At 72.2% G+C, this 18038-nt stretch carries 14 protein-coding genes; 9 read left to right on the plus strand and 5 right to left on the minus strand.

Annotation, left to right across the window (positions count from 1 at the left end; translation table 11 throughout):
• Window positions 1–5 precede the first annotated feature (5 nt).
• The 3 genes from NRK68_RS31465 (at window position 6) to NRK68_RS31475 (ending at window position 3950) form a co-directional block, all read left to right on the plus strand.
• On the plus strand, window positions 6–1103 hold the full coding sequence (locus NRK68_RS31465; RefSeq protein WP_257857443.1) for an ABC transporter ATP-binding protein: 1098 nt from the start codon (window positions 6–8) through the stop codon (window positions 1101–1103).
• A 26-nt stretch (window positions 1104–1129) separates the two neighbouring features.
• On the plus strand, window positions 1130–2476 hold the full coding sequence (locus NRK68_RS31470; protein WP_183064557.1) for a flavin monoamine oxidase family protein: 1347 nt from the start codon (window positions 1130–1132) through the stop codon (window positions 2474–2476).
• Window positions 2477–2543: 67 nt separating this feature from the next.
• A complete protein-coding gene (locus NRK68_RS31475) occupies window positions 2544–3950 on the plus strand; it encodes an aminobutyraldehyde dehydrogenase (RefSeq protein ID WP_257857967.1) in 1407 nt (468 codons plus the stop codon).
• Between the two features lie 26 nt (window positions 3951–3976).
• Here NRK68_RS31475 and NRK68_RS31480 read toward each other — a convergent pair whose 3' ends face one another.
• Entirely contained in the window at window positions 3977–4960 is a 984-nt protein-coding gene (locus tag NRK68_RS31480) for an aldo/keto reductase (protein ID WP_183064558.1), read from the minus strand.
• A 102-nt stretch (window positions 4961–5062) separates the two neighbouring features.
• On the opposite strand from NRK68_RS31480, the gene NRK68_RS31485 reads away from it, so the two are divergent.
• The 6 genes from NRK68_RS31485 to NRK68_RS31510 all read left to right on the plus strand — a co-directional run bounded on the left by NRK68_RS31485 (window position 5063) and on the right by NRK68_RS31510 (window position 14791).
• The gene (locus NRK68_RS31485) at window positions 5063–5650 is read left to right on the plus strand and encodes a TetR/AcrR family transcriptional regulator (RefSeq protein WP_257857444.1); all 588 of its coding nucleotides are present in this window, start codon (window positions 5063–5065) and stop codon (window positions 5648–5650) included.
• A gap of 683 nt (window positions 5651–6333) precedes the next feature.
• The gene (locus NRK68_RS31490; protein WP_257857445.1) at window positions 6334–7746 is read left to right on the plus strand and encodes a family 2B encapsulin nanocompartment shell protein; all 1413 of its coding nucleotides are present in this window, start codon (window positions 6334–6336) and stop codon (window positions 7744–7746) included.
• A gap of 103 nt (window positions 7747–7849) precedes the next feature.
• Window positions 7850–9268, plus strand: a complete 1419-nt coding sequence (locus tag NRK68_RS31495; RefSeq protein WP_257857446.1) for a family 2 encapsulin nanocompartment cargo protein terpene cyclase — start codon at window positions 7850–7852, stop codon at window positions 9266–9268.
• 2 nt (window positions 9269–9270) lie between these two features.
• Complete coding sequence (locus NRK68_RS31500) at window positions 9271–10176, plus strand: geranyl diphosphate 2-C-methyltransferase (protein WP_257857448.1); 906 nt, start codon at window positions 9271–9273, stop codon at window positions 10174–10176.
• 260 nt (window positions 10177–10436) lie between these two features.
• Window positions 10437–11378: an NAD-dependent epimerase/dehydratase family protein gene (locus NRK68_RS31505; protein ID WP_257857449.1), complete on the plus strand. Its 942-nt coding sequence runs from the start codon at window positions 10437–10439 to the stop codon at window positions 11376–11378.
• A gap of 98 nt (window positions 11379–11476) precedes the next feature.
• Complete coding sequence (locus NRK68_RS31510; RefSeq protein WP_257857450.1) at window positions 11477–14791, plus strand: aminotransferase class I/II-fold pyridoxal phosphate-dependent enzyme; 3315 nt, start codon at window positions 11477–11479, stop codon at window positions 14789–14791.
• A 10-nt stretch (window positions 14792–14801) separates the two neighbouring features.
• On the opposite strand, the gene NRK68_RS31515 is transcribed toward NRK68_RS31510, so the two are convergent.
• From NRK68_RS31515 to NRK68_RS31530, 4 genes are all read right to left on the minus strand, one after another.
• Window positions 14802–15383 carry a toxin gene (locus NRK68_RS31515; RefSeq protein ID WP_183064564.1) on the minus strand — a complete coding sequence of 194 codons (582 nt, stop codon included), beginning with the start codon at window positions 15381–15383 and terminating at the stop codon, window positions 14802–14804.
• Window positions 15380–15832 (minus strand): helix-turn-helix domain-containing protein, encoded by a 453-nt coding sequence (locus NRK68_RS31520; RefSeq protein ID WP_046775823.1) that lies wholly within the window; start codon window positions 15830–15832, stop codon window positions 15380–15382. The genes NRK68_RS31515 and NRK68_RS31520 overlap by 4 nt, the downstream gene beginning before the upstream one ends.
• 300 nt (window positions 15833–16132) lie before the next feature.
• Window positions 16133–17308, minus strand: a complete 1176-nt coding sequence (locus NRK68_RS31525; protein ID WP_183064565.1) for an MAB_1171c family putative transporter — start codon at window positions 17306–17308, stop codon at window positions 16133–16135.
• 1 nt (window position 17309) lies between these two features.
• The gene (locus tag NRK68_RS31530; protein ID WP_183064566.1) at window positions 17310–18032 is read right to left on the minus strand and encodes a TetR/AcrR family transcriptional regulator; all 723 of its coding nucleotides are present in this window, start codon (window positions 18030–18032) and stop codon (window positions 17310–17312) included.
• Between the last annotated feature and the right edge of the window lie 6 nt (window positions 18033–18038).

Below are 18038 nucleotides of genomic sequence, written 5' to 3' on the forward strand. Positions count from 1 at the left end.
CCCCCATGCGCCCCACCCCCGTGCACCCGACCCCCGCCGTCCGGCTCGACCACGTCAGCAAGCGGTACGCCGGCGCGGACGACGACGCCTACGCCGTGCACGACATCGCACTCGACATCGCCCAGGGCGAGTTCTTCTCGCTCCTCGGCCCGTCCGGCTGTGGCAAGACCACCCTGCTGCGGATGATCGGCGGCTTCACCGACCCCACCGCGGGCAGCGTCCTGCTCGACGGCGAGGACGTCACCGGCCTACCGCCCAACAAGCGCAACGTGAACACCGTCTTCCAGAGCTACGCCCTCTTCGACCACCTCTCGCTCGCGGACAACGTGGCCTTCGGCCTCAAGCGCAAGGGCGTCGGCCGCGCCGAGATCCGCGAACGGGTCACCGGCATGCTCGACCTCGTCCAGCTCGCACACCTGGCGGGCCGCAAGCCGCCCACCCTGTCCGGCGGTCAGCGGCAGCGCGTCGCCCTCGCCCGCGCCCTGGTCAACCGGCCCCAGGTGCTGCTGCTGGACGAACCGCTGGCCGCCCTCGACCTGAAGCTCCGCCGGCACATGCAGGTCGAGCTCAAGCAGATCCAGCGCGAGGTCGGCATCACCTTCGTCTTCGTCACCCACGACCAGGACGAGGCACTCACCATGTCGGACCGGCTCGCCGTCATGAACGACGGCCGTGTCGAACAGTGCGGAACCCCCGAGGACGTCTACGAGCGCCCCACCAGCAGCTTCACCGCCTCCTTCATGGGCACCTCCAACCTCGTCCCCGGCACCTACCGCGGCGGCCGGGTCGTCCTCGACGCCGGCCCCGAACTCCCCGTCGGCGCCCGGCCGTCCGTCACCGACGGCAGCAGGGTCAGCCTGTCGATCCGCCCCGAGAAGATCTGGCTGTCCGACCTCGAACCCGACATGGCCCGGGTCGGCGGCGTCGTCCGGGAGACCGTCTACTGCGGCGCCACCACCACCTACCTCATCGAACTGGCCCCCGGCGTCACGGTGTCCGTACTGGAGCAGAACACCGTCCGCTCCCGCAGGGAGGACCGCTGGAGCGGCGGCGAACGGGTCGAGATCGGCTGGAAGCCCGAACACTGCCTGGTCCTCGACTGACGACGCGCCCCACCGGAGGTACATCCATGAACCACGACGTCATCGTGCTCGGCGCCGGCCTGGCCGGCCTCGCCGCCGCACGAGACCTCGCCGCCGGCGGAGCCGACGTCCTCGTCGTCGAGGCCCGAGACCGGGTCGGCGGACGCGTCGAGCAGACCGGACTCCCCGACGGACGGACGGTCCAGCTCGGCGGAGAGGTCGTCGGCCGCGCCCACACCGCGTACACGACCCTGGTGGCCGAACTCGGCCTCACCCTGACCCCCAGCTACGTCGCAGAACCGGGCGCGCTCACCCGCGCCACCCCCGAAGGGGTCGCCGCGGGCGGGGCCCCGCACTGGTTCGGCCCCGGCGACGACACCGGCCACCGCAAGGTCACCGCCGCGTTCTGCGCCCTCGCCCGGACCGTCGACCCGGACGACCCGTGGGCACATCCCGACGCGGCCGTCCTCGACCGGCTCTCCGTCGGTGCCTGGCTGCGCGCCGAGGGCGCCACTCCGGCCGTCGTCCGCCTCTGGGAGATCGGTCAACTCGCCCTCGCCGACGGGTCGTACGAGCGGACCTCGCTGCTCGCCGCCCTGCGCAAACACGCCGCCGTACCGTCCCCCGGCTCCGAGTCCGGCTCCGGCTCCGACCCTGAACACTACGACTACGAAGCCTGGGAAGGCCTGCGGGTCGCCGAGGGATCCGCGACGGTGGCGCTGCGCATGGCCGCCGCCCTCGGCGGGCGGATCCGCACCGGTTCACCCGTCGAGGCCGTCACGATCCGCCGCCCCGGGCACTGCTCCGTACGGCTGGCCGACGGCGAGACCCTCACCGCCGGCGCCGTCGTCAGCGCCCTGCCCGTCGGCCCGCTCCGCTCGGTCCGCATCACCGGCGTCTCCGAGGAACGGCTCACCTCGCTGCACCGCCAGCGCCACGCCCTCGTCGCCAAGTTCGTCGCCGCCTACGACCGGCCGTTCTGGCGCGACCTCGGCCGCAGCGGCCTCTCCGAATGCGAAGGGGTCCTCGGCAGCACCTGGCCGCAGAGCCACGGCATCCTCTCCGCCCTCGTACCGCCCGAGCGGCTCGGCGTCCTGCTCGGCACACCCGCCCCGCTGCGCACCCGCGAACTCCTCGCCGACATCGCCCGCCTCTACGGCGAGGAGGCGCACCGCCCGCTCGCCACCCACATCCGGCTGTGGGGGACCGACCCGTGGACCCAGGGGTACGTCACCCAGTGGACGCCCGGTGACGTCACGGCCGTCGGCCCCCGACACGGCACCCATGAACCCCCTTTCTACGTCTGCGGATCCGACCAGTGGGTGGCCGGCTACATGGAGGGCGCCGTACGCACCGGACGTGACACGGCCGGGGAGGTGCTGCGCCGTGGCTGACACCGACACCGACACCGACCTCGACACCCGCACCGACACCGGCACCGGCATCGCAACCACTGCCGGCGTGCTGAACCACATCGCCGGTGCCGACCGGCCCGCCGCCACGGGCGAGACGATGGAGCTGATCGACCCGGCCACCGGCCGCGTCCACCGCCACTCCCCACGCTCCGGCCGGGCCGACACCGACGCCGCCTGCGCGGCCGCCGCGGCGGCGTACACGCACTGGTCCACGACCACCCCCGCCGTACGGCAGCGCGCCCTGCTCGGCATCGCCGACGCCATCGAAGAGCACGCGGAGGCCTTCGCGGCCGCCGAGACCGGCGACACGGGCAAGCCGTCCCACCTGTTCATGACCGAGGAACTGCCCGCCATCGTCGACAGCGTCCGCTTCTTCGCGGGTGCCGCGCGCAACCTGCCGGGTGCCGCGGCCGGCGAGTACACCGAAGGCCGCACGTCCCTCCTGCGCCGCGAACCGGTCGGCGTCTGCGCCCAGATCACCCCGTGGAACTACCCGCTGATGATGGCCGTGTGGAAGATCGCCCCGGCGATCGCCGCCGGCAACACGACCGTGCTCAAACCCGCCGACACCACGCCCTCGTCGTCCGCGCTCCTCGCCCGCGTCACGGCCGAGCACCTGCCGCCCGGCGTGCTGAACGTGGTCTGCGGCGACCGCGACACCGGCCGCGAGCTCGTCGCACACCGCGACGTCGCCCTCGTCGCGGTCACCGGCAGCGTGCGGGCGGGCCGCCAGATCGCGACGGCCGCGGCCGTCGACCTCAAACGCGTCCACCTGGAGCTCGGCGGGAACGCCCCGGTCCTCGTCCACGACGACGTGGACGCCGAGGCCACCGCCGCCGCCCTCGCCGCGGTCGCCTACTACAACGCCGGGCAGGACTGCACCGCGCCCACCCGGTTCCTGATCCACCACCGGATCCACGACGTGTTCCTCACCGCCTTCGCGGCCGAGGCCGCGAAACTGCGTACAGGGGCTCCGGACGATCCGGACGCCGACTTCGGTCCGCTGAACAACGCCGCCCAACTGGCCTCGGTGCAGGAGCTGCTGGGGCGGCTGCCCGGCCACGCCGGGATCGTCACCGGGGGCGCCCGCCTCGCGAGACCCGGCTTCTTCCACGAGCCCACCGTCGTCGCGGGCGTGCGCCAGGACGACGAGATCGTGCAGGAGGAGATCTTCGGCCCCGTCGTGACCGTCCAGTCCTTCGCCGACGAGGAGGAGGCCCTGGCCTTGGCCGACGACGTCCGGCACGGGCTCGCCGCCAGCGTGTGGACCACCGACCACGACCGTGCGATGCGGGCCACGCGGGCCCTGCGCACCGGCATCGTCTGGGTGAACACGCACGGCACCACCGTCTCCGAGATGCCGCACGGCGGGGTCGGGCACTCGGGCTACGGCAGCGACCTTTCGATGGCGGGGCTCCTGGACTACACCCAGGTCAAGCACGTCATGCTGTGAGCCCGCCGGCACCGCCCTCCGCCCGGTCAGCCGTTCAGGGAGGCCATCAGCTCGGGGGCGTAGCGGTCGCCCGACGTCACGCCGTGCGGGGCCACGGCGTCGATCGCGGCCAGTTCGGCCGGGGTGATCGTGACGGCGGTGGCGGCGATGTTCTCCTCCAGGTAGCGGCGGCGCTTGGTGCCCGGGATGGGCACCGCGCCCTGCTGCAGCGTCCAGGCCAGGGCGAGCTGCGAGGGCGTCACGCCCTTCTCGGCGGCGAGCCGGCGCACCTGGTCCACGACGGCCAGATTCCGGTGGAAGTTCTCCCCCTGGAACCGCGGGTCGGTGCGGCGGAAGTCGTCCGCCGCGAAGTCGTCGGGGCTGGTGATGGCGCCCGAGAGGAACCCCCGGCCGAGCGGGGAGTAGGCGACGAGCCCGATCCCCAGTTCGCGGAGGGCGTCCAGGACGCCGTCGTGCTCGATGCCGCGCTCGAAGAGGCTGTACTCGGTCTGTACGGCGGCCAGCGGGTGCACGGCGTGGGCGCGGGCGATGGTGGCGGGGGAGACCTCGCACAGCCCGATGTGGCGGACCTTGCCGGCCTCGACCAGCCCGGCCAGGGCGCCGACGCTCTCCTCGATCGGCACGTTCGGGTCGACACGGTGCAGGTAGTAGAGGTCGATGTGGTCGGTGCCCAGGTGACGCAGCGAGCGGTCGGCCGACCGGCGGATGTACTCCGGGGTCCCGTTGTGGCCGAGGAAGGCGCCCTCGTCCGTGAACTCGATCCCGGTCTTCGTGGCCACCACCGCCGCCTCGCGACGCCCGGCCAGGGCCTTGCCCAGCAGCTGCTCGTTGCGGAAGGGGCCGTAGCCCTCGGCGGTGTCGAGCAGGGTGACGCCGAGCTCCAGGGCGCGGTCGATCGTGGCGAGCGACTCGGTCTCGTCGGTGGCGCCGTAGTGGGCGCTCATGCCCATCAGCCCGAGGCCCTCCGCCCCGACCTCGAGGCCCTGACGGCCCAGTGCGCGCATCTCCATGGTGTGCTCCTCGAAGGAAAGTAACTAACTGGTTAGCTAGAGTCTGCGACGCACGGGTCGCCGTTGTCAATAACCGGATAGTTACTTGCTAGGCTGCGGGCCATGGCACGGGACTCCAGCGCGACCAAGGCGCGCCTGCTCGACGCGGCCTTCTCCGAGTTCGCGACGTACGGCATCGCCGGTGCGCGGATCGACCGCATCGCCGAGACCGCGCAGGCGAACAAGCGGCTCATCTACGTCTACTACGGCAACAAGGAGCAGCTCTTCGACGCCGTGCTCCAGCGGGCCCTGGAGACGGGCTCGGAGTCCGTCCCCTTCGACGCCGACGATCTGCCCGGCTACGCCGGTGCGATCTTCGACCACCTCGTCGAGCGGCCCGAGCTGATGCGCCTGGTGCTGTGGAAGCAGCTGGAGCGCCCCGGGTCCACGGGTGCGGAGGCCGAGTCCTACGAGGGCAAGATCGCAGCCGTGCGGCAGGCGCAGGAAGCGGGCCGGATCGACGCGGACATCGCCCCCGCGGACGTGCTGACGCTGATCATCGGGGTGTCGCAGGCCTGGTTCGGGGCGGGGGGCGGCCCGGCCGCGGGAGCCGCAGGCGCCGGCTGGCCCGCCGAGCGACTCGCCGCCCACCGGTCAGCCGTGGTGGAGTCGGTCCGCCGCATCACGGCACCCCAGCCCCCGGCCGTCTGAGGCCCGGGACGCCGCCCCGAGGCCCGGGGCGTGCCCGCGGGGCCTCGGGGCGGGGCGCACCGTTGACCGGGACCGCAGTGGCTCGGAGGGGTGCCCGCCCGTTCAACGCCGCCGCCCTGCCGGTCGCCGCCTGCCGGTACGGTTCGGCGGGCAGAGGGCCCTTCCGGCTTCGGCTCCGGATCCGCCGCGTGCGACCGGCGCACCCCGAAGGCGGTACGCCCTACGCGGCCGGGGGACTGGCTCGGCTGCTGTCCGGTGCCGGGCGTACCGACGAGGCCGTCGCGGTGCTGAGAACGTCCCATCCGCCGGCACCGGCACCCCGTGCCCACCGGCTACAGCGACTCTCCCCCTGCCCGGGGATTCCGCTGCCGCCGCGCACCGATGCGACCGTCGCGCGAACCAGGGCCAGCAGAAATCGAGTTGACGATCCGTCACCATGCTGGCGGAAAGCGCATGGTGTCCGTGTCCGAAACCGTCGGCGCAATGATCAAACACGGCGACGCTCAAGATCACCGGTTCGAGGTAATCCCTGCCCCTTCTGGTGGGTGGCCCGATTCGGGGGCGGTTAGTGTTCTTCCGGATCTAGAGGGATTGCCCGGGTATCCACCCTATTTTTCTTCTTTCACTGGTGACGTGCACACGCATGCGCTGATCACCGCCCGCACGAAGGAGAGACCTGCGCGATGACCGTGGACAGCAGCCCAGAGGCGCAGCTGGAGCCGACCCAGCAGACCAGTCTGGGCACGGCGGCCGCCCGCAACCTTGCCACCACGACCAAGTCCGCCCCGCAGATGCAGGAGATCACCTCCCGGTGGCTGCTGAAGACGCTCCCCTGGGTGGAGACCAAGGGCGGCACCTACCGGGTCAACCGCCGCCTGACGTACACCGTCGGTGACGGCCGCATCGAGTTCGTGCAGGACGGCGCCACCGTCCGGGTGATCCCGCGCGAGCTCGGCGAACTCGCCATGCTGCGGGGCTTCGAGGACGAGCAGGTGCTGGTCACGCTCGCCGACCGGTGCGTCCAGCGCGACTTCCGCGCCGGCGAGGTGCTGGTGGAGCGCGGCACCCCCGCCCAGGGCATCCACCTGATCGCCCACGGCCGCATCAGTCAGACCTCCGTCGGCAAGTACGGTGACGAGGTCGCCGTCGCCGTACTTGCCGACGGCGACCGCTTCGGCGAGAACGCGCTGCTGGACGCGGACGCGACCGCCGACTACACGGCCACCGCCGAGACCTCCGGCACCCTGCTCACCCTCTCCCGTGCCGACTTCGCCGCCGTGCTCGACGCGGCGCCGAACCTCCGGGCCCACGTCGAGCGGTTCGGCTCCCTGCCGCACCAGCGGCAGAACAAGCACGGCGAGGCCGAGATCGCCATGTCCGCCGGCCACACCGGTGAGGCCGCCCTCCCCGGCACCTTCGTCGACTACGAACTCAAGCCGCGCGAGTACGAACTCTCCATCGCCCAGACCGTGCTGCGGGTCCACACGCGCGTCGCCGATCTCTACAACGGGCCGCACAACCAGACCGAGGAGCAACTCCGGCTCACCATCGAGGCGCTGCGCGAGCGCCAGGAGTACGAGCTCATCAACAACCGGGAGTTCGGCCTGCTCCACAACGCCGACTTCAAGCAGCGCATCCAGACCCACTCGGGGCCGCCCACCCCGGACGACATGGACGAACTGCTCTGCCGCCGTCGCGGCACCAAGTTCTTCTTCGCCCACCCCAAGACGATCGCGGCGATCGGGCGCGAGTTCAACGCCCGCGGGCTCTACCCGGACCACGTCGACCTCGGCGGCCAGCAGGTGCCGGCCTGGCGCGGGGTGCCGATCCTGCCCTGCAGCAAGATCCCCATCAGCAAGGAGAACACCAGCTCCATCCTCGCCATGCGTACGGGTGAGGACAACCAGGGCGTCATCGGCCTGCACCAGACGGGGCTGCCCGAGGAGTACGAGCCCGGCCTGTCCGTGCGCTTCATGGGCATCAGCGAGCAGGCGATCATCTCGTACCTGGTCACCACCTACTACTCGGCCGCGATCCTGGTGCCCGACGCGCTCGGTGTGATGGAGAACGTCCAGATCGGCCGCCGGCGCGACTGACGGCCCGGCCGCCACCAGCCCGGATTCTCCCGGACCTCCCGGCCAGGCCGATCGTGCCCGGGAGGGTCCGGGACTGCCCACCCCCATCACCTAGGAGCCACGGATGCCCGTTCCCGGGCCTTCCCCCGCGCAGTCGAGCCTGCCTGCCGCCGCGGCCCGTTCCGGGACCCACGGTCACGGCCGCGGCGCCGCGGCCGTTCCCGCGGGCAAGCCCGCGCTGCCGACGGGGCCGGCGCTGCCCTTCGGGCCGGCGGCCCGGCCACTCCACCCCGTTTCCCCTTCCTCCTCCGTTCCCGCTCCCGCGTCCGTACCCGCTCCCGATGCCGTACCCGTGGCAGCGCCCGTACCGGCCGAGGGCGCGGTCGCGGCGGCGCCGAGCCCGGTGCCGAACCCCGCCCTGGAGCGGATCATCCGAGGCCCCAGCGGTGTGGGTACGGCGGGACTGTTCTTCACCCCCCGCCAGGCACCTCCCGTGGCGCCGCCCGCGGTACCGCCCACAGCGTCGCCCGCGCCGGAGCTGCCCGCGCCCCCGCCCGCGGCGGAGGGCCGGCCGATTCCGGGCCTCTACCACCACCCCGTCCCGGAGCCCGACCCCGCCCGTGTGGCGGAGGTCAGCCGCCGGATCAAGCGCTGGGCGGTGGACGAGGTGGAGGCGTACCCGCCGGAGTGGGAGGACCAGTTCGACGGCTTCTCCGTGGGCCGCTACATGGTCGCCTGCCACCCGGACGCGCCCACCGTCGACCACCTCATGATCGCCACCAGGCTGATGGTCGCCGAGAACGTGGTCGACGACTGTTACTGCGAGGACCACGGAGGTTCGCCGGTAGGACTAGGAGGAAGGCTTCTGCTGGCGCACACCGCGCTGGACCCGGTCCACACGACCGCGGAGTACCAGCCGGCATGGGCGCAGTCGCTCCTCGCGGACGCGCCGCGGCGCTCCTACCGCTCGGCCATGGAGTACTTCACGCGGGCGGCGACCCCCGCGCAGGCCGACCGGTACCGGCACGACATGGCCCGGCTGCACATGGGGTACCTCGCCGAGGCCGCCTGGGCCGAGACGAAGTACGTCCCGGAGGTGTCGGAGTACCTGGCGATGCGTCAGTTCAACAACTTCCGCCCCTGCCCCACCATCACCGACACCGTGGGCGGTTACGAACTGCCGGCCGATCTGCACGCCCTGCCCGCCATGCAACGGGTCATCGCGCTCGCGGGCAACGCCACCACCATCTCCAACGACCTTTATTCGTACACCAAGGAACTCGAAAGCCCCGGCCTGCACCTGAACCTGCCGGTGGTCATCGCCGCACGGGAGGGCCTCTCCGACAAGGAGGCCTACCTGAAGGCGGTCGAGGTCCACAACGACCTCATGCACGCCTTCGAGGCGGCGGCCGCCGAACTGGCCGTGGCCTGCCCCGATCCACGCGTCGTCCGCTTCCTCCGGGGCGTCGCCGTCTGGGTCGACGGCAACCACTACTGGCACCGGACCAACACATACCGCTACAGCCTGCCCGACTTCTGGTAAGGATGGATATATTCGTGACCAGCACCGATCTCACCGTTACCGCCCCCACTTCCGCCGCTTCCGCCTTCATCCCCTCCCCGGCGACGCCCTACCAGGGGGACATCGCCCGTTACTGGGACCACGAGGCCCGGCCGGTGAACCTGCGCCTCGGCGATGTCGACGGCCTGTACCACCACCACTACGGCATCGGTGACATCGACCACGAGGCCCTCGGGGACACCGAGGACAGCGCATACGAGAAGAAGCTGATCGCCGAGCTCCACCGCCTGGAGTCCGCACAGGCGGACGTCCTGCTGAACCACCTCGGCTCCATCGGACGCGACGACACCCTCGTGGACGCCGGCTGCGGCCGCGGCGGTTCGATGGTCATGGCCCACCAGCGGTTCGGGTGCAGGGTGGAGGGCGTGACCCTGTCGGCCAAGCAGGCCGACTTCGCGAACCAGCGCGCCCGTGAACTCGGCATCGACGACTCCGTCCGGGCCCGCGTCTGCAACATGCTCAGCACGCCGTTCGAGACCGGGCAGGCCGCCGCCTCCTGGAACAACGAGTCGAGCATGTACGTGGACCTGCACGACCTCTTCGCCGAGCACTCCCGCGTCCTCGCGGTCGGCGGCCGGTACGTGACCATCACCGGCTGCTGGAACCCGCGTTACGGCCAGCCCTCGAAGTGGGTCTCGCAGATCAACGCGCACTTCGAGTGCAACATCCACTCCCGCCGCGAGTACATGCGGGCCATGGCCGACAACCGTCTCGTGCCGCAGGCCGTCATCGACCTGACCCCCCAGACGCTGCCCTACTGGGAGCTGCGCGCGACGTCGTCCCTGGTCACAGGCATCGAGGAGGCGTTCATCAACTCCTACAAGGACGGCTCCTTCCAGTACGTCCTGATCGCGGCCGACCGCGTCTGACGCCGCAGCGACGAGGAGGCCGGGCCCGTGACCACGGGCCCGGTCCGACGCGCGGGTGGGTAGCGGCCGTAGCGGAGCGCCCGGTCCCGACCCAGGCCGAGGCGCGAGTCTTGGCCAAACATGTTGCCGTGCGTCAGGGCCGCTCGTCGGCGCCGTCCGCCGCGAGGGCCTGGAGATCATGGCACCCGACCCGGTGGGGGACGGTCCGTTACCGGCCAACCGCACAAGGGGCCGATCCGGTCGCGCGCTACTGTGCGCGCGTGAGTCTTCATGTCGTCTTGGGTTTTGGGCCGGCCGGCGCCGCCACCGCCCGTTTGCTGGCCGCGCAGGGACATTCCGTACGGGTCGTCACCAGGTCGGGCGGAAGCCCGGAACCGGGGATCGAGCACCTCGCACTGGACGCGGCGGATCCGGAGCGCCTGACCGCAGCCTCTCGCGGCGCGGCGGCGATCCACCACTGCGCCGCACCGCCCTACCACCGCTGGGTCCGCGCGTGGCCGCCGCTCGTCGCCTCGGCCTGCGCCGCGGCCGAGGCCACCGGGGCCGTACTGGTCATGCTGGGCAATCTGTACGGCTACGGACCGGTGGACGGACCCCTGACCGAGGAACTGCCGCTCGCGGCGACCGGCCCCAAGGGCCGTGTCCGGGCCGCCGGGTGGGAACAGGCGCGGGCACTGCACGAGCAGGGCCGGGTCCGAGCGGTCGAGGTGCGGGCGTCCGACTTCTTCGGGCCCGGCGTCACCGACGGCGGCCATCTGGCCGCCCGGGTCGTGCCCGCGCTGCTGCGCGGCAGGCCGGTCTCCGCGCTGGGCGACCCGGCCGCCCCGCACAGCTGGACCTACCTCCCCGATGTGGCCGCCGCGATGGCCGAGGTCGCGGGCGAGGAGCGCGCCTGGGGCCGCCCCTGGCACGTCCCCACCCAACCGGCTCGCTCCGTGCGGGAGATGGCCGACCGGATCGCTGCGGAGGCGGGAACCGGGCCGGCGGTGGTCCGCAGGATCCCGTCGGCCGTCCTGGGCCTCGCGGGACTCCTCTCCCCGCTGATGCGCGAACTGAAGGAGATCCGCTACCAGTTCGACCGTCCCTTCGTGGTCGATTCGAGCGCCTACGAGAGCGCCTTCACGGTCCGCGCCACGCCCGTCGACGACCAGATCAAGGCCACCGTCGACTGGTGGCGCACGCGACCGGATACCTCCGGATGACCTCCGACAGGAACAGGGAAAGCGACAGGGGTGGGGCAGAAACGGGGACAGGGACGCGGACCCCCGGCGAGGGGCGCGAGGCCATCGCGATCGTGGGCATGGCCTGCCGGTTCCCGGGAGCCCGCAACCTCAACGAGTACTGGCGGCTCCTGACGGCCCCGAAAGCCCAGTTCTCCACCGTCCCGGACACGCGCTGGCGCAGCGACGCCCTCCTCAGCGACGACTTCCGCGACACGTCCTCGACGTACACCGACACCATGGCGCTGCTGCCCGACGTGGACCGCTTCGACGCCGCGCACTACGGCATACCGCCGCGCCGGGCCGCCGCGATGGACCCCCAGCACCGGCTGCTGATCGACCTGACCCGCGAGGCGATCCAGGACGCGGGCTGGGAGGCCGACGGCTTCGACCGCGAGGAGACCTCGGTGATCACGGCCCTCACCGAGAGCGGCTACCGCGAGCTCAGCACCTTGCGGATACGGATGCGCCAGCTGGCCGGTGGCGAGTTCGGCGCCCGGGTGACGGACCCCGGCCACCAGGATGCCGTACGGGCCGTCCAGGGGCTGCACGGCACCTCCGTGGCCGGACTCCTCCTCAACATGGGTCCGAACACCATCAGTTCTGTCTTCGATCTGCACGGCGAGAGCTACGCGCTGGACTCCGCGTGCTCCGGCGGGCTGATGGCCGTCGCCAACGCGGTCCACGCGCTGCGCGCCGGACGCTCCCGCATCGCGATCGCCGGTGGCGCCCAGCTCGTCCTCGCCCCCGACCTGCTGGTGGGCCTGTGCCGCATAGGAGCCATCTCGCGCAGCGGCCGGTGCCTGCCCTTCGGCGCGGAGGCCGACGGCTTCGTCCTGGGGGAGGGCGCCGGGGTCCTGGTGCTGCGGCCGCTGGCCGACGCCCGGGCGGCCGGCGACCGGGTGTACGCGGTGATCCGGGGCGTGGGCACGGCCAACGACGGGACCGTGCAGGGCGGCATGCACCCCCGGGCGGGCGGCCAGCTCAGGGCCCTGCGCCGGGCGTACCGCGACGCGGGCCTTCCCCCGGGCGCGGTGGACTATCTGGAGGCGCACGGCACCGGGACCACCGTCGGTGACCCCGTCGAACTCGCGGTCCTGGGCGAACTGCGCGGTGCGGGCGCCGCCCCCGCCCACCTCGGAGCCGTCAAGGCGGTCGTCGGGCACTCCCTCAACTCGGCCGGGCTGGCCGGACTCGTCAAGACGGTCCTGGCCGTCCAGCGCGGGGTGATCCCGCCCCAGCCGGAATTCGGCCTCGCCGACACCGCCGCCCTCGATGCCGCACGGCTGACCGTCGCGACGGCACCCGTTGCGTGGCCCGCGCGCGGCAGGCCCCGCAGGGCGGGGGTGAGCGCCTTCGGCTTCGGCGGCACCGGAGTCCATGTGGTCGTGGAGGAGTGCGCCGGGCCACCCGTTCTCCCCGCCCCTGCCGACGGACCGTACGAACTGGTGCTCACCGCTCGCGACCGGGCCGGCCTGGTCCGCTATGCCCGGGACGTGGCACGGACCATCACCGAGGACGAGCCGACGCTGGCCGGTGTGGCGGACACCCTGGCCCGCCGGGCTCCCCTGACGGAGCGCCTCGCCGTGGTCGCGCGGGACCCCGCCGACGCCGCCGCCCGGCTGGCCGCGGCGGCCTCGGCGCTGGAAGCCGGACACGACGGTGGGCCCGCGCCGACGCCGGTCGCGCCGGCCGCCGCGGGACGCACACCCCCGTGCACCCTGCCGCCGAGCCCGCTCGCCCCGCGCCGCCACTGGGTCGTGGACGATGCCGCCCGCGAGGCGGCGCGGCCGGCCGAGCCCGTCCCGTCCGTCCCACCCGCCGAGCTTGAGGAGCCGGCCGTGACCGCCGAGCCCGCCGAGGAGGCCGTATCCGCCGGATCCGTCGCGCCCGGTGCGGACGCCGGGTCCATCGTGCTCGACGCGGTGTCGCGGACCGGGGTGTTCCCCCGCGCGGACCTCGACGAGGACATGAAGCTGGTGGCGGGGCTCGGCTTCGACTCCCTCATGCTCCAGGAGCTGGCGGTCAACCTGACCAAGCACGTCCCCGGCTTCCGCTCCGAGGACCTGTTCACACCCGAACTCACCGTCGGCGGGCTGATCGCGCTGCTCGATCCGGGCCGTGCCCGGCCGACGGCCCCGGGCCGGGCTCCGTCCCCCGAGGCGCGGCCGGCCGCATGGAGCGCCGACGCGGCGAGCATCGACGACTTCCCGGAGGTCGCGCTCTTCGAGCAGCGCCTGGGTGCGGTCATGGCCGGCGGCGCCGCCTTCCCGTACTTCCGCGTCCACGAGGGCACCGTCCGCGACACCACAGTGATCGGCGACCGCTCGTACCTGTCCTTCGGCAGCTACAACTACCTCGGGATCTCCGGCCATCCCGCGGTCAACGAAGCCGTGCACCAAGCCGTGGAGCGGTACGGGACCTCGGTCTCCGCGAGCCGCGCGCTGTCGGGCGAGCGCGAACTGACGATCCGTCTGGAGCGGGCGCTGGCGGACTTCCTCGGCGTCGGGGACTGCCTCACGCTGGTCGGCGGCCATGCCACCAACGTCACGGCGATCGGGCACCTCGTCGGCCCGGGCGACCTCGTCCTGCACGACGCCCTGGCCCACGACAGCATCATCCAGGGCTGTGCCCTGTCCGGGGCGGCGCGACGGCCGTTCGCCCACAACGACGCCGCCGAACTGGAACACCTGCTGCGGCTCAACCGGTCGCGCTTCCGGCGGGTCCTGATCGTCGTCGAGGGTGCCTACAGCATGGACGGCGACCTGGTCGGTCTGCCGGCCGTGATCGAACTGAAGAAGCGGTACGGTGCCCTGCTGATGGTCGACGAGGCGCACAGCATCGGGACCGTCGGCGAACACGGACGGGGCGTGGGCGAGTTCTTCGGCGTCGACCGGGCCGACGTCGACCTGTGGATGGGCACCCTCTCCAAGTCCTTCGCCAGCTGCGGGGGGTACCTCGGAGGCTCGGTCCGCATGGTGCGCTGGCTGCGGCACACCCTCCCGGGCTTCGTCTACAGCGTGGGCCTGACCCCGGCCAACGCAGCCGCCGCCCTGGCCGCCGCCGAGCTGATCGTCGCGGAACCGCACCGTGTCCGCGCGCTCAGGCGCAACGCCGGGCTGTTCCTCGGGCTCGCCGGCGCGGCCGGTCTGGCGACCGGCTCCAGCGCCGGCACACCCATCGTGCCGGTTGTCCTCGGCGATTCGGCGCGCACCCTGCGCGTCGCGGACCGCCTGTTCACCCGTGGGATCGTCGCCGATCCGATCTTCCACCCCGCGGTGGAGGAGGGCCTGTCCCGGCTGCGGTTCTTCCTCACCTCCGAGCACCGCGAGGACGACATCCGCCGGGCGGTCGCCGTCGTGGCGGAGGAGGTGTCGGCGGCCGCCGCGATCTGAGCGGGTCATTTCAGAACAGGGTGCGTTCGATACGGCTGAGCATCGCGCTCGTACCGGGATCGCCGGCCGCTCCCGCCTCCCCGGGCGGGCCCGCACCGTCCCGTCCTTCGGCGGCGCCGCCCATCCGCTGGGAGAGCAGGTAGGCGATGATCTCCGCCTCCTGTTCCTGCACGTCGTCGTAGGCGGCGCGCAGGAGCATGTCGCGCACGAGCTCGGGGTCGAGGTTGGGAAAGAGCAGGCGGGCGGCCGTCTCGTCGAGCCCGCCGGCCCCGCGATGGCAGCAGATGATGTGGCCCAGCTCGTGCAAGATGATGTGCTCCTGATGCGCGCTGGTGGTGTTGGCGTCGTAGAAGATCAGGTCCTCGTCGCGCGCGGCGACCCACATGCCGCACGGATGCGACGAGGGCATCTGCAGCGGGACCAGGATGATGGGGCGGCCCCGCGCTTCGCCGAGGTGGCGGCACAGTTCGGCCACGTCGGTCGCCTTCGGCAGGTCGAGTGCGGCGATCCGCTCGGCACCGGCCTTCCGGAGCTTCTTGAGCCGGCTGCGGCGGTCCTGGTCCGCCGACCGCTCCTTCCTGGCGCCCCTCATTCGGGGCCGGAGGAATCGTCGACCGGCGGAAGGCCCTGCAACTGCCGGTACTGGTCCATGATGGCCGTGATGGCCTGGAGGTTCTCCTTCTTCATCCCGGCCGCCCGCATGGCGATGGCGCGGACCCCCGACTGCCGCAGGGCCTCGATGGCGGCGAGCTCGCCGAGGACCGACTCGGCGACCTTGTCGTCGAAGAAGTACGCGACCGACACGCCGAAGAAGCGGGCGAGGGCGGCAAGGAGGTCGGGTGAGGGATTGGAGCGCTTGCCGGTGCGCAGCTGCGACAAGTACACGCCGCCGACCTTGAGTTCGGGATTGACCCGCTTCAGTTCCTCCGCGACCTCGGCGTTGGTCCAGTGCCGGCCCTTGGGGCGGACCGTCCTGAACAGGTCGTCGAGGCGTACTGCGAGCAGGGGCCGGTCATCGCCCTCGGTGTCGGTCTCCGTCATGGTGAACCTTCCTCCCGTCACCTCCCCGGTATAGCCCTTGGCTATACGTCACTTTCCCAGAATAGCTGTCAGTTGACAATTGGCCTGGACTCCGCCAACGTTGGGTCTCGCCGATAGCTGTCAGCTAACGCGACTCACGGGGGAAACGGGGTCGGGTTGCTGCGGACATCGGACTGGCCCGGCCCTCGGGGGATGGGCCGGGCCAGTCCGGGCGGAATCCACCCGTCCGGCCCGAGGAAAAACGGGGGAACGGGAGGTGCCCGCCCGGTTTGACGGGGGATGCAAACCGGGCGGGAGCTCTCAACTCGCCCTGCCGAGCTTACTGTAGGCGGCGGCCACCTGGGTGAGCCATGCGACTTCCGCCATGAAGTTGTCCGTGTCGCGGTCGTCGAAATCGCCCGCGTCCTTGCTGTGGTCGGGGACGCTCCCGGTCCGCTTCGCCCGCAGGGCCTGTCTGATCTGCGCCGCTTCGGCGAACGCCTGCCGCGCCTCCGCCCCCGCGTCGCCGGCCACCCCGCTGCCCGCCGCCCCGCCGGGACCGTCGGCCGCGTGCGTGTCCCGGTCGATGTACGGCCTCAAGTCCCGCCAGCCGTCCCGGATTTCGACCACCCGGCGGTGCAGACGGTAGTTGAGGTCGGAGACCGAGGCCCCCGGTGGCTCCAGCGCGATGTCGGGCGATGCCTCGTACAGATCCCGCCACAGCGGATGCAGCGCCCGGTAGGAACGGTAGCTGCGGGCCCACTCCGCCAGCCGGGAAACCGGCGGCCCCCAGAGGGAGTTGATCAGGCTGAGGGAGAGGATCACGATCCCCGAGGCGCTGAAGACGTTCGAGGCGAGCTTCCAGACGCCGATGTCCACCCCGGCCGCCGCGGTCAGGATGTTGACCGTACGGGCCGTGCAGTAGAGGAACAGCACGACCGCGGCGACCGACAGCATCCGCAACGCCTGCCGCAGCGAGGCGTTGTCCGTCATCCGGGCGTACGGGCCGCACTGCAGGTAGATCGTCACGCACGGCACCGCCTGGGACACGATGAAGACCAGGAGGTAGGTGAGCAGCAGCGGCCTGCTGGTGCCGTCGAAGTCGGACAGCGGCCGGCCGGGGCCGTCCGCCAGGAAGAACAGGGCCGTCAGCAGCACATCGAGCACGATCCCGGTGATCAGCCAGTACCGGGTGCCGCGGGCCGCCGCCTCGTCCGTGGCCGCCCACCGCAGCAGGATGATCTGCGCCGCCACGCAGAAGGCGACGGCGGCCAGGTGCATGATCAGGACGGCCAGGTTGCCGATGCCGAAGAGGCTGCCCCCGCCCATGGCGACGGCGCCCATGGTGAAGGTCAGGCACTGCAGGAGGAGGGTGGCGATCAGAGCGCGGTAGGCGCCGTCCCGCCAACTGCGCCGGGCCTGGGAGAGACGGTAGAGGAGCGCGGCGTACGAGGAGAACGCCGCTATGGCGAAGCAGAGGGTACGGATGGCGGTCACGTCAGTGGTCGTCCTCGCCCAGCGGGACCACGAGCCCGACGGTCTCGGCCGCCACGGCGACGGCATGGTCGAAGTAGGCGGCCTCGTCCAGGACGCTGTCGTGCGTACGGCTGAAGACCTGGAAGACGAGCAGTCCGATCAGGCTGCTCCACAGGACGATGCCGCGTTCGACGATGTCCGAGAAGGGGGCCGCGGGCGCACCCCCGAAGAGTTCCAGGGCCTCCGGCCGGAGCAGTCCGCCGGGCACCGTCCGCCGGGGCGGAATGAGTTCACCGGTCTCCAGCGCCGAACGCAGGATGCCGGCGAGCACCGCGGGGGTGCGCGAGGCGGGCCCTACGGTGTCCTGCGGGGCGTGGTAGCCGGGCACGGGCGAGCCGTAGACGAGTGTGAACTCGGCGGGGTGGGCGAAGGACCACTGCCGCAGGGCGCGGCTCGCGGCGAGGAGCCGGGCGCCCGCCGGTGCCCCGCTGTCCGCGGCGGCCCGGTCGGCCTGCTCCATCGCGGCGCCGGACGCGTCGTAGGCGTCGACGATCAACGCGGTCAGCAGGTCGTCCCGGTGCGGGAAGGCGGCCTCCACAGCGGCGACGGCCAGTCCGCAGTCGCGGGCCACGGCGTCCAGGGACAGCCCCGATGCCCCCTGTTTCACCAGGTGTTGACGTGCGGTGTCCTTGACCACTGCCGGCAGCGCCGCGTCGTCGGTCGGGTTCGGTGCGGGAACGTCCATGCCGGA

It is taken from the genome of Streptomyces yangpuensis (assembly GCF_024666385.1).
Taxonomy (GTDB): domain Bacteria; phylum Actinomycetota; class Actinomycetes; order Streptomycetales; family Streptomycetaceae; genus Streptomyces; species Streptomyces yangpuensis.